Source organism: Saccharopolyspora sp. NPDC050389, assembly GCF_040655595.1.
GTDB lineage: Bacteria > Actinomycetota > Actinomycetes > Mycobacteriales > Pseudonocardiaceae > Saccharopolyspora.
In genome coordinates this window covers 1-16500 of the sequence record NZ_JBFAKG010000149.1, presented here as the reverse complement: position 1 = coordinate 16500, position 16500 = coordinate 1, and the positions used below count along the sequence as shown (strand labels likewise).

Sequence of the window (16500 nt, the reverse complement as noted above, 5' to 3'; positions counted from 1 at the left end):
GGTGAGGGACTCAGCTTGCACCGCCGCGGGTTCTCAGATGTCGTCTGGCGAGGACAGCCCCGAAGCCGCGTATTGGTCATACGTAAGTCGGGGATACCACAGACCAGACGGCAGCTGTAAATCCCGCAGGGGGGGCCGCCACCCGCGCCGCCACGCAAACCCATTCTGCAACCACCCCTAACGCCGGATGGCCGCTCGATCGCACGATCGGGGACATGTTGTCGTCCTGGCCCCGGTCAACCTGCTTTCCGTTACGGTGCTGGGAGGATCGGGCGGCGGGTGGTGCTGGTGCGGTTTGAGGTGTTGGGACCGGTACGGCTGGGCCGTGGTGGCGGTGCGGCGGTCGCGGTGCCGGGCGAGTTGCGTCGACGGCTGCTGGCGATGCTGTTGGCGCGAGCCAACAAGCCGGTCCCCGCGGACGCGCTGGTCCGGGCGCTGTGGCCGGAAGGAGCCGCCGCCGACCGGCGCAGCCGGCTCCAGCTCCAGGTCCACCGGCTGCGGGGCCTGCTGGATGATCCGGGGCGGTTGGGGTTCGGCCCGGACGGCTACTGGCTGCAGGTGTTGCCCGGTGAGCTGGATGCCGACCGGTTCGGCGCGTTGTTGGACGAAGCGGAGCGCGCCGACGATCCGCGGCGTGGCGCGGAAATAGTCCGCGAGTCGTTGGCGCTGTGGCGCGGCGAACCGTACCAGGGCGTGGACGTTCCGGAGCTGCTCGGCGAGGTGCAGCGGCTCGTCGAGCGCAGACTCGCGGCGCTCGAGGAGTTGTACACCGCCGAAATCCGTTGCGGTCGGCATGCCGCGATCGTCGGTGAGCTCGCCGACTTCGTCGGACGGCACCCGCTGCGGGAGCGGCTGCACGCGCTGCTGATGACGGCCTTGTACCGGGGCGGGCGGCAGGCCGACGCCTTGGCGGCTTACCGGGACGCGCGGAGGCTTCTGGTGGCGGAGCTCGGCATCGAGCCGGGACCGCAACTGCGATCGTTGGAAGCGACGATCCTGGCCGGACAGCCGCTGGAGCCGGATCCCGCGCCGGCCCGCGCCGATTCGACGCCGGTGAGTGCTCATCGGCAGCTTCCCGCCGATATCAGGGACTTCTGCGGCCGTCGGGAACAGCTGCGGGGTTTGCACGAGAAGTTGTCGCCGCCCGGAAGGCCGACGGCCGTGGTGATCCGGTCGATCGAAGGCATGGGCGGGGTGGGGAAGACGCGGCTGGCGCTGCACGCGGCGCACCGGTTGGTGGCCACCGGCCGGTACGCAGACGTCCAGCTGTACGTCGACTTGCACGGGCATGCGGACCAGCTGCCTGCGTACCCGGCGGCGGTGCTGGCGTCGTTCCTGCGGCTGCTGGGTGTGCCGGGAGACCAGATTCCGGACGGGTTGAACGAGCGGGCGGCGTTGTACCGCGACCGGCTTTTCGGCAGGAAAGCGCTGGTGTTGCTGGACAACGCCGCGAGCGAGGACCAGGTGCTCCCGCTGCTGCCGGCCGGCCCGGAAAACCTGGTGCTGATCACGAGCCGACGCGCGTTGGCGGTGGATGGATCCCGCGCGCTGGTGCTGGATGCGTTCACCCGCACCGAGGCGGAAGAGCTGCTCGTGCGGATGGTCGGCGAAGATCGGGTGCTCGCCGAGCCGGCGGCGGTCGAGCGGGTCGTCGAGCTGTGCGGGCGGCTGCCGCTGGCGATCGCGCTGGTCGCCCGCCGCATGCAGTCCCGTCCGCGGTGGTCGTTCGTGGAGCTGGCCGACCGGCTTTCCGAGCCCGGCAACCGGCTGGCGGAGATCGCGGCGGGAACCCGCCGGCTCCGGCTGGTGTTCGACCTGTCCTACCGCGCCCTCGCGGCCGACGAGCAGCGGGTGTTCCGGCTGCTGGGACTGCATCCGGGCGAGGACTTCACCGCCCATTCCGTCGCGGCGCTGGCGGACGTGACACCTGCGACCGCCCGGCGGATGCTCGACGGCCTGGCGGACGAGCACCTGGTGATCGCCACCGCCGGCGACCGCTACCGCCTGCACGACCTGATCGCCGCCTACGCTACCTCGGTCGTCGACCACGAGGACTCCGCCCACCAGCAGCGCGAGGCGACCCGGCGCGTCCTCGACTACTACCTCCACACCGCGGCGACGGCGATCCAGACCATCCAGCCTCGAAAGGTGCGGTTCCGGCTCACCGGCAGCGAACCCGCGCACGCCCCCGTCCTGGACACCCGCGAGCAGGCCGAGGCGTGGCTGCGAGCCGAACGCGCCTGCATCATCGCCGCGATCACCTGCGCCGCAGACGGAGGCCGGCCGACGCACGCCTGGCAACTCGCGCACGCGATGTGGAGCTTCTTCATGCTCGGCACCTACTACGAGGACTGGGCGGAGACCCATCGCATCGGCCTGGCCGCCGCCACCGCCGCCGGCGATCACCACGGCCAGGCGGTGATGCTCACCTGGCTAGGCGGCGCGTACACGCTTCAGGGCGGCTACGACGACGCGCGCGACCTCCTGGAGAAGTCGCTGGCCTTGCAGGAGGGCCACGACGACGATCTCAACATCATCACCCACTTCTGGCTCGGCCTGCTCTACCACCGCATCGGCCGATATCCCGAAGCCGTGCGCTACACGCAGCGATCGATGAGAATCGCCGCCGCTTTGTTCCCCCATCGCGAAATTCGGGCCGACCTCAGCACCCGGTACGTCATGGACGCGAACCGCGACTTCGAACAGGCGGTGGCCGATTACGCGCAGGCCAGGCAGAGCGGCGATCTCGCAGGTGAGGGCCGCTCGCTGGCCGATCTGTGCGACGCCTGCCGACGGCTCAACATGCTCCTCGACGCGCTCGACTGGGGCGAGCGGGCCGTGGCGATAGCCGGGGAATGCGGATCAGCGGCCCTCGAAGCCCACGCCAGGCGCAACCTCGGCGCCCTCTACGAGGAATTGGGACGCATCCGCGAGGCGCAAGCGCAACGAGCTCGCGCGCTCGCCCTCGAACAGCCGTCGACCTGATCACCCTGAGCACGAACGCGGCCCGAGGCACGCCATCCACCTGATCACGGCCGGGCTCACCGCGGTCTTGGGGTGTGCTCCGACTCACTGCCGCTCGCCGCGAAAGCGCGAGGAAAGCGCGGCTTGCCACGATCTTCGGATGAAGGCGGCCGAACCGAGCGGCGGTCGACGCGTGGCCGCACGCATGTCCGGCGCGGAAGCGCCTTTCACGAGGGGAGAATCACCATGCACAAGGGAAGATCATGAGCGCGGGTGCGGTCACGGCCGTCCTGGGAGCCGTGCTCGCGCTGGCACCGGTGAATCCTGCGCATGCCGCGGTCGTGAAGTGTTCTCGTACGGATGTGATCAGCACCTGGGAAGGCAGTTGCGATCGCACGCCCGACGACGACGACCCCGGTGGCGTTTCCGGATTCGCGACCTTGCAGTACGGCAAGAATCCCGGCTACTCCGCGACGGTCCAGTTCATCGCCAGGGACGAGATCATGTGGGCCACCAACCACATGAGCGAGAAGGTCTACTTCGAGCTGCAGTGGTGGGACGACTCCGGCAAGATCCATCGGGTCCTTCATTCACTGGAACCCGGCGAGAACCACAGCTGGAACCAGAACATCCGAGAGGGGCGGAAGGTGGCCATCTTCGTCAGCCACCTGCGCATCGGGACCGTCGCCATGGTCAATCTCAAAGCCTGAGACACTCCGCCGCTGCGGCGATCACTGCATCGCCGCGTTCGAAGTCCGCCACCAAGCGCGAGGAACAGGCCGGGCAAGCGCTGGCCGCGGAGTGATCGGTACTTCTGCCACGTCGGTTCCGCCGGAGGCGCACCTGTTCGGAGAACACTGGGGAACAAGGGGGGTTCAGGTTCGAATCCGGTCGTGCCGACGCAATTGGAGGCCCGTCGGTCAGCATGTGAGTGCTGATCGACGGGCCTTTCGCAGCCGTGCCTGTTCCCCCAGGTCGCCGCAACGTCTTGCGCGGTTTCAGCTTCGGGTGGTGAGCCTCTCCTGCCGCCACTCGACGGTCTTCGCGAGCGCTTCTCCGGCCGGAGTGGGCGCCTCTTCGAATGCTTCCGAGTAGGCGCTGGAGTCGATCACGAACGGCGAGTCGAACTGGTAGCGGCTCTCATGCAGCTCGTGAACTAGCCGAGGGCAGCAGGCCGACCGCGCGCAGCGCCTACCACGGCAAGGCGGACACGCGGGGCGTCGCGAGGCCGACGACCTTGACCCGCAGAGTCCTGGCGCACGGCCCCGTGCGCGGCGGCCGCTCGGCGCGCTGCTTCTACCGGGTGACTCGGCGTTGATCCGTTTTCGTGATCGAGACCGTCTATTCGGCCGATGGCGCCCGGGATACGCTTCCTGCACCGGAGCGTTCGTGGCGTTGGAGTGATGTGTGGTGGCGGTACCGCGGGAAGAGCTGGTTCAGGGGACCAGTGATGCCGTCCTGATCGACGCTGTGCGCGATGGGGACACCGATGCGTTCGGGGCGTTGTACGAACGGCACGTCGGCGCGGCTTACACGATGGCGCGGCAGGTCACCAAGTCGCAGGCCGAGGCCGACGACGTGGTGTCCGAGGCGTTCGCGAAGGTGCTCGGCTTGCTGCGGGACGGGCGCGGGCCGACGGACGCCTTCCGGGCCTACCTGCTGACCGCCGTGCGGCATGGCGCCTACGACCGGGCGAACAAGGCGAAGCGGGTGCAGGCCGTCGACGACTTCGAGACGGTGCCGAACATCGACATCAGCCAGCCGTTCCGCGACCCGGCCGTGGAGAACGAGGAGCGCTCGCTGATCTCGCAGGCGTTCAACCGGTTGCCGGAGCGGTGGCAGATGGTGCTCTGGCACGTGGAGATCGAAGGCGAATCGCCGTCGAAGGTCGCGCCGATGCTGGGCATGACGGCCAACGGCGTTTCGGCGCTCGCCTACCGGGCCCGCGAGGGCCTGAAGCAGCAGTACCTCCAGGTGCACCTGATGCGGATGGACGCCGAGGCCGTCGAGTGCCGGTCGGCGATCGACCGGCTCGGGTCGTGGACCCGCGAAGGCCTGTCGAAGCGGGAAACGTCGCAGGTCAACGAGCACTTGGGCAACTGCGACCGGTGCGCGGCGCTGGCGGCCGAGCTGATGGAGATCAACGGCGTGCTCAAGGCGTTCATCGCCCCCGTGGTGCTGGGCGGCACCGCGTCGGCCACCGGATACCTCGCCGTGTCGGGCGGTGGAGGCCTGGTCGGCGCCGGGGTGATCGGCGTGGTGCGGTCGAACCCGCGCAAGAGCCTGGCGATGGGCGGCGCGGTGCTGGCCGCGCTGGCGGCGTTGGGCATCGCGCTGGCAGCGAACCAGGCCGATCCGCCGCCGCTCGCCGCCGCGCCGGTCGACCCCGAATCACCGGCGCAGCAGCAGGGCCAGGCCATGACCCCGCCACCGGCGGCCCAACCCAACCCGGCTCCGCCGCCGGCCCCGCCGGCGCCTCCGGCGCCTGGGCAGCAGCCGGTGCCCGCGCCGCCGGTGGAAGAGGACACGCCGTTGCTGCCGCTGCCGCTGTTGCCGCCGGGTCAGCAGCACGTGGCCGACGTCGAAGCGGATATCCCGCTGCCGCTGCTGAATCGGAGCGTGGCGGTGGATCTCGACGTCGACCGGGACCGGGTCCAGCTGGATGCGGGCGTGACCCCCGGCTAGGCCCTTTCCGGCGAACGGCGGACCTCGTCGGGCGTGTGGCGCGCGTGCATCATGGTCGTATGAACGATCTTGGAGAGTCCCGGCTCGACGAGCCTCTGACCGCCGTAGATTCGGATGCGTTGCTGGCGCTGGCCGATGGTTACCACGCCCGCGCGGTGCGGCCGCTGGGCACCCGGCCGGTCGCTGGGCACCTGGTGAAGCCCTATGCGATCGAGGCCCCGGGGCGGAGTGTGACGGACGAGGGCCTGCAGGCCGCGCTGCGGGTCGCCGCAGATCACCTGGCATCGGCGCAGCTGCGAGGTTCGCTCGGGCTCGCCGTGCTGCTCGTCCATGCCGGTGGTGACGGTGACTACGTCCTCGTTCACACGTGGATCGAGGGGTACATGTCCGACCTCGCCGTCTTCGTCGGCCCGCCGGGCGATGCCGCGCAGCTCCGCCCCGGCCGGTCGGGCCTTGCTCCGTGCGTGTGGGAAGCGGCGGTCCTGGCTCACGAACGGGATGCCGTCATCCGCCACGTGCTGGCCGGCCGGGGTGCGCTCGACGAGCGCCTCGCGGCCTGGCGCGGCGATGTGCTGGAGGGTGAGGCCCGGTGACGGGCACCGGTTCGGCCAGGGTGCGCCGCGCACGCGTTGCCGATCTTCCTCATGTCGTCCAGTTGGTGTCCGAGCACGCCGAGTACGAGCGGGCAGCGCCCCCGCCGACCGACTTGGCGCGGCGGCTGGAGACGCTCCTGTTCGGTTCGGAGACTCCGCGATTGCGGTGCTTCGTCGCGGAGTTGGCCGACGGCGAGATCATCGGCTACGCCACATGCGCTCCGGAGTTGTCCACATGGGACGGAGCGGAGTACCTCCACATGGACTGCCTGTTCCTGCGCGATGGTCACCGGGGCCTGAAAGTCGGCCCCCTGCTGGTGGAGGCCGTGGTGGCCGAAGCACATGAGCTGGGCCTCGGGCAGGTCCAGTGGCAGACCCCGCCCTGGAACACGGATGCGATCAGGTTCTACGACCGGTTGGGTGCCCAGGCGAAGGAGAAGCTGCGGTTCCACCTGCCAGTCGGCTGAACTCCGCTCAGGCCGTGTCCCCGACACCGGCTGCCCAACCCAACCCGGCTCCGCCACCTGATCAGCAGCACGTTGCCGACGTCGAAGCGGATTCCCCCTGCCGCCCCGGCTAGTGGCAGCCGATCACGGTCCGGTCGGGATGAGTCCTCCGACGACGGGAATCAGCTTCTCGCCGGCGGGTGATGTCCAGTTCCGCGCGAGCTCGGCCAGGATCATGTTGGTCGAGGTGATTCCGGCTCCGGCGAGCTCCACCGGCGCAGCGCGACCTCGTCCGCCAGCTTGCTCGTGGAGCCGCCGGCGTCGGCGACGACCTGGACGCGGTAGCCCTCGTCGATGGCGGTCAAGGTGGGGTAGGCGGTGCAGACGTCGTTGGTGACGCCGGCGACGATCAGGTCGGGACGGCAGGCGGCGTGCCGGAGCGGTCGCTTCGGCGCGCAACCGCGTCGGGTGGTGGCAGGCGCACCTTCGGTGAGATGGGCGGCCGGTGCGCATCCGGCGGAATCCGCGTTGTTCACATTGGACGGTGGATGCCGGGCGAACGGCCGGTGCAGGGTCGTGCGCGTTTTGGAGCGCTATAGAGCCTGTTTGAGAGCTCGTTTGCGCAGTGGCGCATCCTCGTTGGCTGGTGTGGAGTGAACGACCTGTTCGCCTCGATAGGTGAGGTGAACGGTCCGTTCGCTTCATCCATCCAACGTCGGCGGGCACCAGCTGGTGTGGGGTGAACGGCCCGTTCGTCCCGATAGGCGAGGTGAACAGGCCGTTCGCTTCACCGCTTTGAAGGCACAAGCCGCCCTACCGCGACCCACACCACCACATCCAAAACAGGCTCTATAGCACTCCAAACCACTCACGATTTCGCTGGCGTGCGTCCATGATCGGCGTTGTCGGGGGTCGCAAGTATGTTCGTCGTGTCGCGTCGTTGGGGCGTGGAAGTCCGCTTGGTGCATTGGAGATGGTGTTGGAAGCTTGGGAGAGGTCGAGCACGGCGCGGGTGCTGCCACCCGCACGGCCGCGCAAGCTCGCCAAGGTCCCGTTCGTCGAGCTGGCGGACGGGCGCCTGCAGGGCGTGGTGTCCAGCGGCTCGGACATCGAGCGGGTCTACGTCTCGTCGGTCGCGGCCGGTAGCTACGCGTTCGCCTGCAGCACCAACAACAACCGGCCCTGCGGCGGCGCGCGCGGATCGTTCTGCAACCACATCCGGGCTTTGATCAACGAGGCGGTTCTGCAGTACGGCGCGGAGCGCGTCGCCCGCTACCTGAAGGTCGAGATCGCCGATGATGAGCCGAGCGCGCATGCCATCGCCGACGGCATGAGCAGCGCGCATCCGCCGCAGGGCGACAGCAAGGCCGCCGCGACCGTCTTCAGCCGGTTCCTGCGCCACCTGGCCTACCTGGAGCTCGCCCCGTCCACCGCGCCGCTTCCGGAGATGCAGTGGTTCCCGCCGACCAGGGCAGTGGCGTGATGCGCGCCGATCTGCTCGCCGAAACCATCGCCGGGCTCGACGAAGCCCTGGCGGCCGTGGACGCCTTCGACCAGGCCCTCATCGGTGGCCTGCTCCGCCCACAACCCGCCCAGGCCGCCGAACTGGCGGAACTCGCCGACGCCGTCGCGGGAACGCCGCTGGCCGCCGAGGTCGCCGAGGCGGCCGAGAAGGCGGCGGCCGGAGCCGCGAGCGAAGACCACTTCGCCGCCCTCGCCGCCGCCCGCACCGCGCTGCTCGGCTCCGTCCACGACGCACTGATGACCCGGGTGGAAGAGGCGACCGGCCGGACGCCCGGCGACGAGGCCGCCAGGGCGCCCGGCGAGCAGCGCGGGGCGAATCTGCTTGCCGCCGCCCGATCCTGGCTGTCCGATCTGGCGCGATCCGGTTGGCGGGGCATCGACCACGACGTGGTCTCCGCCTCGGCGCAGGTCGTCTCCGCGATGCTGCCGGACCCGGCTCTGCGCCGGTTGGCGGCGCTCCTCGACGGCTTCGCCGCCGAACTCGCGGCGTCCTGCCCGGGCACGGCGCTGGAACGCATCCCGGCGCGCCGCTGGGCCGACCTGTGGTCGCGCGCGATGCTGCTGACGCTGCCCGGGGCGGCCGACGCGCCGGAGGCCGGGACGGCCACCGGCCGGCTCCTGCCGCTGGGCGTGGACGTGCACGAGCACGCGACCGCCGTGCAGGCCCAGGTCCACGCGGTGTTCGAGCCCGCCGACGGCGCCGCGCCCCGCCTGGTGCGGGCCAGCGTGTCGGCGCCGAAGCCTGACAGCATCGTCGGAGCCGGCCTCTGGCAGCTGCTCCGGCCGCACATGTCGCTGCTGGCGGCCGTCAGCGAAGGCCGCTCGATGGATCTCGCCGACATGCCGATCACCGCCGAGGGCGACCTGATCTGGAGCGACGAGCACGCCCGCTCGGGCGAGCCCGCCGATGCCTTCGCCACCGCCCGCGTGGCCCTGCCTGCCGCGACGGCTCCGGCGACCGCGCCTCTGGATCGGCACCCGGCGCGCATCGCCGTGCCGGTCTTCCTGGAGGGCTACGCGGCCGAAATGGACGGCGACGCATTGACATTCGCCGTCGCCGGGTACCGACTGGCCGTCGACGCCGACCGCATTCCGGCCGCCGGGCCGCTCACTCCCGAAGCGGTCGCGGCGTCGAGCGCGTGCATCGGCCTGCTCCGCTGGGATTCGGGAACGTTCAGCGTGCAGCCGCTCGCCGTGGAAACCATCAAGCGGAAGAAGGCCGTCGCCGTCCACGCCGGGGGGTGGGCCGGTGGCACGACCGACAAGGCCGGCGTCAAGGCCGAGAAGGCCGCCACCGACGCCGCGGCGGTGTTGCGCGAACGTGCCGGAAGGCTGTTGCGGAAATGACCGAACGCGATCCCGAGGTCACCTCCCACGACAACCGCCGCCAGGTCCTGTACTGGCGGCTGCTCGCCCGGCTCTTCGACAACGAGGAGCAGGCGGCGCTGGAATCGGCGAGCGTCGCCGTCGTCGAGGACATCGGACTGCCGCCGGCGCTGCTGGATCCGCAGGTCTCCGTCGACTCGATCGTGCAGCGCCATCCCGACCTGGCCGCCGAGTTCGACGGGCTGATGACACCCGAGTCCACATCGGACGGTGACGGCGAGCGCGACCGGGCCGCCGAGGTGCGGCGCGCGGCGCTGGTGTCGAAGGTGCTGCTCAACGTCTTCAACTCCGGCAGCGGCACGGTCACCGCCGGGCAGCTGTCGTGCTGGCAGTCGGATGCGGGTTGGCTGGAGCGCGCGCTCGGCTGCAAGCCGGGGGAGCTGCGCAGCGGCCGCTCCGGAGGTTCCGGCTCCGGCAATGCGCCCGACCTCAGCCGGTTGATCCCGGAGATCGGCCCGGAACTCGGTGCCATCGAGGCCGACCTCGTCAAGCGGATGCACCTCCGCGAGGTGCTGGCCGATCCCGGGCTCGCCGCGCAGCTGACCCCGAGCATGTCGCTGATCGAGCAGTTGTTGCGGGACAAGAACAACCTGTCCGGCGTGGCGCTGGCCAACGCCAAGGCGCTGATCCGCCGTTTCGTCGACGAGGTCGCCGAGGTGCTGCGCACCCAGGTGGAGAAGGCCACCGTCGGCGCCGTGGACCGCTCGGTTCCGCCGAAGCGGGTGTTCCGGAACCTGGATCTCGACCGCACGATCTGGAAGAACCTCACCAACTGGAGCCCGGAGGAGGAGCGGCTGTACGTCGACCGCCTCTTCTACCGGCACACCGCCAGGAAGACGACGCCGCAGCGGCTGATCGTGGTCGTCGACCAGTCGGGCTCGATGGTCGACTCGATGGTGAACTGCACCATCCTGGCGTCGATCTTCGCCGGGCTGCCGAAGGTCGACGTGCACCTGATCGCCTACGACACGCAGGCGATCGACCTCACGCCCTGGGTGCACGACCCGTTCGACGTGCTGCTGCGCACCAAACTGGGCGGCGGCAACGACGGCCCGGTGGCGATGGCCATGGCCCGGCCGAAGATCGCCGAGCCGCAGAACACCGTCATGGTCTGGATCTCGGACTTCTACGAGTTCGACCGCTCCCAGCCGCTGTTCGAGGGCATCGAGGCGGTTCACCGGTCCGGCGTGAAGTTCATCCCGGTCGGATCGGTGACCAGCTCCGGCCGCCAGGAGGTCAATCCCTGGTTCCGCGAGCGCTTCAAGGCCCTGGGCACGCCGGTGATCTCCGGCCACATCCGAAAACTCGTCCACGAGCTGAAGACGTTTCTCGGGTAAAGCCTGTTTCCAGGCTCGTTCTCCCAAGACAAGCACTTAGAAAGGCCCGATATGTCCGATCTGTTGCGCGCCCCGGCTGAGATCAAGTACGCCGAGGAACTGGACTGGCTGGAGTCGATCGACGACAGCCCCAAGCCGTTCGCCTGGCGCCTGTCCCCGAAGATGGTCCGCCTGTTCGTCCTGGGCTCCGAGCGCGCCGACGGCCTCGACCGGGAGATCGCGCCGAAGTGGTTCGGCGACCGCAGTTTCGTCGAGCGCTCCATCGTCACGCTGGCCTCCGACCGCGGCCTGCTGCTGATCGGCGACCCGGGAACCGGCAAGAGCTGGCTGGCCGAGCTGCTGGCCGCCGCGATCAGCCGGAACTCGACGCTCGTCGTGCAGGGCACGGCAGGCACCACCGAGGACCAGATCAAGTATTCGTGGAACGTGTCCATGGTCATCGCCAAGGGCCAGTCGCGGGAGTCGATGATCCCCTCGCCGATCATGACCGCGATGGAGGCCGGCGCGATCGGCCGCTTCGAGGAGCTCACCCGCTCCACCAGCGACGTGCAGGACGCGCTGATCTCGATCCTGTCGGAGAAGTACGTCTCGGTCCCGGAACTGGACAGCGACAACATCGTCTTCGCCAAGCCGGGCTTCTCGATCATCGCCACCGCCAACAGCCGGGACCGGGGCGTCAACGACCTGTCCTCGGCGCTCAAGCGCCGCTTCAACTTCGTGCGAATCCCGGTGGTGACGAACAAGAAGAGCGAGGCGGAGATCGTCCGCTTCCGCACCGAGGAGTTGTTGCGGCGCCACCAGATCGAGCTCGACGTGCCGCCGACGCTGCTGGACGTGTTGCTGCGGAGCTTCGCCGATCTGCGCGCCTCTGCGGCGGCGGCAGGCAGCGACGACGAGAAGCTGGAGTCGGCGCTGTCCACCGCCGAGCAGATCGGTGTGCTCGAAGACGCGATCCTGCACAGCAACTTCTTCGGCGAGCACGCGTTGACCGCCCGAACCCTCGCCTCCTCGCTGGTCGGATCGCTGGGGCGGCGCGCACCGGAGGACCTGGCGATCCTCAACAAGTACCTGCACGGCGTCGTCGAGCCGCGCAGCAAGGACGAGGGCGGATCCTGGCCGGAGTTCCTGGAGGGCGGCCGCGACGCGATCGCCACCCTGTCATGAGCGGCGAGCAAGAGGGCGCCTTCGACGAGCTTCGCACGCAGCTTCGGGAAGCCGCCGCGACGTTCGCCGACGGGCCAGACGCGCTGGAGGGCATCCTCCTCGGCATCGTCGACGACGTCGACCGCGCGGAACGCGAACCGCTGGAGATCTTCCCGGTCTGCCACCACTCGCCGGCCTCGGCCATCGCGATGGCCCGGCGGCTGCGGCAGAAGCAGCCGAAGGTGGTCTACCTGGAGCTGTGCGAGGACATGGCGCCGCTGCTGACCGAACTGCGCAACTGCAGGCTCCCGGTCGCGGTGCAGGCGTTCGCGACCGAGGTCGAGGGCTTCCCGGTCGAATGGTCGCCGCTGTCGGTGGTCGCCCCGATCACCGAGGCGTCGGCCGAATACCAGGCGATCGCCTACGCGCTGGAAACACCGGGCGTCGAACTGGTCCTCGTCGACCGCTCCTCCGACCACGTCTTCCAGTGGGAGGCGCGGCCCGCCGGCCCGGACGCGCCGCAGGCCGAAGAAGAGGCCGCGCTGCACGGCGACGCGATCGGCGTGGAGATCGGCGACCTGCGGCCGCGCTTCGCGGAGCTGGAGGAGCACCTGCTGCGCCACGGCAGGGTGCGGCACTGGTCGGAATGGTGGCACCAGTACGTCGAACTGCCGCTCGGCGACAGCGACCACGACACCTACCGGCAGGTCATGCTCCTGATCGGCAGCCTGTTCCGGCGCCTCGCGCCCGGGGATCCACGGCGGGTGAGCGTGGACGAGGACCGCGAACGCCACATGTGGACCAGGATGCGCGAGCACCTGGCCGCGACCGGCGCCGATCCCGCGGACTGCCTGTACGTCTGCGGCGCGTTTCACGCCGCCAGCCGCGTCGCGGAGTTCGGCGTGCACGGCACCGACACCTTCGAAATCAGCCCGCCCAGCGCCAGCAAGTGGCAGCACGGCCTGATCCCCTCCAGCCACGCGGCGATCGAGGCGCAGTTCGGCCTGGCCGCCGGATCGGTGTCGATCGCCGCGACGGAGTGGGCGAAGAACGTCAAGCGCACTCGCGTGCAGCCGTTCCGGCTCGCCGGGCAGGCGGGTGCGAAGAAGAAGTCCGGGAAGGCCGCGGCGCCGGCCGAGCCCGCGCCGCCGACGGAGCCTTCGGACAAGCTCTCCGGTTTCCTCCAGCGCCCGCCCGCCCTCGACCGCCTGGACGAGGCCGAGTTGCTGACGTGGTCGGTGGACATCGTGCGCGCCGCGCGCCGCAACGGCTACCTCGCGTCGACGGCGGACGCCATCGCCGTGTTCGAGACGTCGATCCTGCTGGCCGGGATGCGCGACCGGGCCAAGCCCACGCCGTACGACTTCCAGGACGCGGCGATCACCTGCATCGAGAAGGACGCCGTGCCGGGCAGGCGCGACGTGCGCCGCCTCGTCGAGATCATGATGGGCGGCGACCGGATCGGCCAGGTCGGCTACGACGCGCTGCCGCCGCTGGCGCGCGACGTGCACGACCGGCTCGCGCTGCTGGACCTCAAGCTCCAGCAGCGCGGCGTGCAAAGAGCGTTGCTGGACATCGCCTCCCGGCCGGAACTGGCGCAGTGCTCCGACGTGCTGTGGATGCTGCGCTACCTGCTGCCGCGCGGCGCCGCGCGGCCGATCATGGGCGAGCGGCGGCTCGGCGAGCGGCCGATCCAGGAGTCGTGGGACGTGGCGCTCGGCACCCACCAGCGGGCGCTCATCGAACTCGGCTACGAGGGCGTCAGCATCGAGCAGGTGCTGGAGCAGCGCCTTCGCGGCGCGGCGTACGGCCCGCAGGCAACCACGGCGACCGTCCTGGAAGCCGTTGAGGACGCGACGCTTTACCTGCGGAGCAGGCGCCTCGCCAACGAGCTGGGCACACGCGCCCTGGAAGTCCTGGCGACCGAGCGCAGCGTCGACGGCGCACCGGAAGTGCTGCGCCGGGTGCGTCGGCTGCTGGCGTACTACCGGACCAGCGAGCCGGTGCTACCGCCGTGGATCGAGTCCTTCGTCAAGACCGGCTACGCGCACTACTGCACCCTGCTGCCGACGGCGTTCACCGACGAGGACGCGACCGTCGACCAGGTCGCCGCGATGCTGGGCTTCCTGTTCAGCATGGAGGGCCTGGCGCTGTCGCTGGGCTGCGACCGGGCCCAGTTGGAGCTGGCGTTCGCCCAGTCCCATCCGCAGGAGCCGTCGAAGGTGGCGTTGCTGTGGGCGGCTCAGGTGCAGCTCGGGCAGCTGTCCCGCGCGGAGCTGCGGACGCGGTGCGACGAACTGCTCGGCAACCCGTTGGTGGTGCCCGTTTATCCGCGCTACCTCAGCGGATTCCTGCACGCGCTGGAGCCGGTGCCAGGATTGGTCGACTTCGTCGTGGAAGCGGTGTCGAACGCGTTCCGGCGGCTGCCGGATCCGGTGCTGCTGCCGTGGTTGCCCAGCCTGATCACCACTCTGCGCTCCGGCGGCGCCGAGCTGGCGCCGATGCTCATCCGCGAGGCCGGGCGGATCTTCCCCGACCGGCTCGCGGCGCTGGACGAGTGGGTGCCGCCGTGGCTGGCCCCGCCGGCGCCGGAAGCGGTGCCGGCGCGGCGGTCGGCGGGCGGGAGTGGTGCCGCGCTGCTCGCCGCCCATCCCGCGACCTGCGACGCGGTGGCGGATCTGCTGGGCTGCGACGGCACGTGGGAGGCGGCCGGTCCTGGTCGGGCGGGCGCGGAACTGGTCGATCGCTATCCGGACACGGCGGCAGCGCTGGCGGAACTGCTCGCCCACCCGTGACATCGACACCGCAACGTGGCTGTTTCGGGTTGTGAGGTGCCCGGCCGGGGCCGGGCACCTCGGCCGGATCAGTCGTTGCGTCCCGCCTTGACGTGGGTCAGGAAGCTGGACCAGGCGACGCTGTCGAAGACCAGCGTGCCGCCGTCGCGGTCCTTGGTGTCACGCACGCCGACAACGTCCGGAACCATCGCCACCTCGACACATTCGTTCTGTGTGGGGCTGTAGCTGCTCTTGAACCACGTCGCGTCGGCCAGGACACGTCGTTCGATCATGGTGGGGCCTCGCGTTCACTCCGAGTACTGCTGTCCCACCGATCGTATGACCTTCAGTGATTCTTTCGGGCCGAGCGCTGCTGCTTGTATCCGGTTCCACAGCGTCGTGTACGCCGCTACTGCGTCTTTCGCGTCGAGGTAGCGGGCATCATCGAAGCTCTCGATGTAGACGAACTCCAGATCCGCGGCTATCCCGTGCGACGGGATCTGCAGCAGTGTGAAGGCGAAGGAGATCCCACCTGTCGAGGTCTCCGCGTCGAACGGCATGACCTGAATGGAGATGTTCTCGTGTAGTGCCACTTCCGCCAGATGGTTGAGCTGCTCGCGCATGACGGCCGCGTCGCCGATCCTTCGGCGCAAGCACGACTCGGACAAGATGAACGCCAAGGTTGGCGGCCTGTCACGAACCATGAGCTGCTGTCGTTCTTGCCGGGATGTGACGAGGGCATCGACTCCTTCGTCGTTGCGACGGACCGAAGACGTGTGCAGCGCACGCATGTACGCCTCGGTTTGGAGGATTCCTGGGATGATTTCGCCTTGTACCTGCCGAATGTCGTCCGCGTCGGTCTCCAGGTCGATGTACATCCGGAACCATTCGGGGAAAACGGCGCGGTAGCCGTTCCAGCGTCCCCGGGTACTCCGGGTCCGTGCCAGCTCGAACATCCACTGCATGTTGTTGGGGTCGAAGCCGTAGAACTCCAGCAGTAGCTTCAGATCGCCCTTGCTGATGCCGCCCTGTCCGAGTTCCAGGCGACTGATCTGCATTTGCAGTTTTAGTCTTGCTGCAAGCAGGTTCGAGACTGGGAGTCACGTGATGGAGCCGAGAGAGTCAGTCGAGCAAGCCCTGTTGTTGCTGCTCATGGCGCTGGTTGCGGTGTTGCCGTGGGTTGTCGTCGTGCGGGATCTGCCGACCGTGCAGATGTGGCGGGCGCGGAACCGAGTGCGGCGGACGACGCGAAAGATTCGCCGTCGGGAAGGTTGCGGAGGTTTCCGATGACCGAGCTGGGGGATGGGCCGCGTCATTACTGGCTGCCAACGCCGGATGGGGACAGGTTCGTGCGGCACGCTTTCCGGGGCCGCCGTTGGGAAAGCCAGTCCTGCGATACGACGGTGTGCGGCAAACGGGTAGCGATGGCCAAGCCGAGCGAGATGGACTGGTGCACCGCGCCGACTTGCCGGGACTGCAACGGAATTCTGCGCGACGAACAGGAATAACCAACTGCCGCCAAGAAGCCCGAGCTGCGAAAGCCGGTGCCTTGAAGACCAGGTTCGATGCCGCTGATGCCCCCGACCCGGCATCGAACCCTCCGGCCGGTCGGCGCATTCCTCCCCCTCCCGGTGCGCCGACCGGCCAC

Annotated in this window: 14 protein-coding genes; 11 read left to right on the top strand and 3 right to left on the bottom strand. The window is 69.5% G+C overall.

The window, feature by feature from the left end; translation table 11 throughout:
* Positions 1–279: 279 nt before the first annotated feature.
* The 5 genes from AB0I53_RS46800 to AB0I53_RS46780 all read left to right on the top strand — a co-directional run bounded on the left by AB0I53_RS46800 (position 280) and on the right by AB0I53_RS46780 (position 6709).
* On the top strand, positions 280–2985 hold the full coding sequence (locus AB0I53_RS46800) for a BTAD domain-containing putative transcriptional regulator (RefSeq protein ID WP_358616931.1): 2706 nt from the start codon (positions 280–282) through the stop codon (positions 2983–2985).
* A gap of 278 nt (positions 2986–3263) precedes the next feature.
* Positions 3264–3674 (top strand): hypothetical protein, encoded by a 411-nt coding sequence (locus AB0I53_RS46795; RefSeq protein ID WP_358616928.1) that lies wholly within the window; start codon positions 3264–3266, stop codon positions 3672–3674.
* Between the two features lie 760 nt (positions 3675–4434).
* Positions 4435–5649 (top strand): sigma-70 family RNA polymerase sigma factor, encoded by a 1215-nt coding sequence (locus AB0I53_RS46790; RefSeq protein WP_358616926.1) that lies wholly within the window; start codon positions 4435–4437, stop codon positions 5647–5649.
* Positions 5650–5708: 59 nt separating this feature from the next.
* Positions 5709–6242 (top strand): hypothetical protein, encoded by a 534-nt coding sequence (locus AB0I53_RS46785; protein WP_358616924.1) that lies wholly within the window; start codon positions 5709–5711, stop codon positions 6240–6242.
* The gene (locus tag AB0I53_RS46780) at positions 6239–6709 is read left to right on the top strand and encodes a GNAT family N-acetyltransferase (protein ID WP_358616922.1); all 471 of its coding nucleotides are present in this window, start codon (positions 6239–6241) and stop codon (positions 6707–6709) included. Before AB0I53_RS46785 ends, AB0I53_RS46780 begins: the two co-directional genes overlap by 4 nt.
* Before the next feature lie 212 nt (positions 6710–6921).
* On the opposite strand, the gene AB0I53_RS46775 is transcribed toward AB0I53_RS46780, so the two are convergent.
* Entirely contained in the window at positions 6922–7224 is a 303-nt protein-coding gene (locus AB0I53_RS46775) for an isochorismatase family protein (protein ID WP_358616920.1), read from the bottom strand.
* A 437-nt stretch (positions 7225–7661) separates the two neighbouring features.
* Here AB0I53_RS46775 and AB0I53_RS46770 point away from each other — a divergent pair, with 437 nt between their 5' ends.
* The 5 genes from AB0I53_RS46770 to AB0I53_RS46750 are packed head-to-tail and all read left to right on the top strand — an operon-like array spanning position 7662 to position 14873.
* Positions 7662–8171, top strand: a complete 510-nt coding sequence (locus tag AB0I53_RS46770; protein WP_358616918.1) for a hypothetical protein — start codon at positions 7662–7664, stop codon at positions 8169–8171.
* Positions 8141–9559 carry a hypothetical protein gene (locus AB0I53_RS46765; protein WP_358616915.1) on the top strand — a complete coding sequence of 473 codons (1419 nt, stop codon included), beginning with the start codon at positions 8141–8143 and terminating at the stop codon, positions 9557–9559. The genes AB0I53_RS46770 and AB0I53_RS46765 overlap by 31 nt, the downstream gene beginning before the upstream one ends.
* Positions 9556–10935, top strand: coding sequence for a VWA domain-containing protein (locus AB0I53_RS46760; RefSeq protein ID WP_358616913.1), 1380 nt, complete (start codon positions 9556–9558; stop codon positions 10933–10935). The genes AB0I53_RS46765 and AB0I53_RS46760 overlap by 4 nt, the downstream gene beginning before the upstream one ends.
* Before the next feature lie 51 nt (positions 10936–10986).
* Positions 10987–12099, top strand: a complete 1113-nt coding sequence (locus AB0I53_RS46755) for an AAA family ATPase (RefSeq protein WP_358616910.1) — start codon at positions 10987–10989, stop codon at positions 12097–12099.
* Positions 12096–14873, top strand: coding sequence for a hypothetical protein (locus AB0I53_RS46750; RefSeq protein ID WP_358616908.1), 2778 nt, complete (start codon positions 12096–12098; stop codon positions 14871–14873). Before AB0I53_RS46755 ends, AB0I53_RS46750 begins: the two co-directional genes overlap by 4 nt.
* A 68-nt stretch (positions 14874–14941) precedes the next feature.
* Here the strand turns inward: AB0I53_RS46750 and AB0I53_RS46745 are convergent, their stop codons facing one another.
* Positions 14942–15145: a DUF397 domain-containing protein gene (locus AB0I53_RS46745; RefSeq protein WP_358616905.1), complete on the bottom strand. Its 204-nt coding sequence runs from the start codon at positions 15143–15145 to the stop codon at positions 14942–14944.
* Positions 15146–15160: 15 nt separating this feature from the next.
* Positions 15161–15910, bottom strand: coding sequence for a DUF5753 domain-containing protein (locus AB0I53_RS46740; protein ID WP_358616902.1), 750 nt, complete (start codon positions 15908–15910; stop codon positions 15161–15163).
* Positions 15911–16138: 228 nt separating this feature from the next.
* Here AB0I53_RS46740 and AB0I53_RS46735 point away from each other — a divergent pair, with 228 nt between their 5' ends.
* Positions 16139–16360, top strand: coding sequence for a hypothetical protein (locus AB0I53_RS46735; protein ID WP_358616900.1), 222 nt, complete (start codon positions 16139–16141; stop codon positions 16358–16360).
* The last annotated feature ends 140 nt before the right edge of the window (positions 16361–16500 follow it).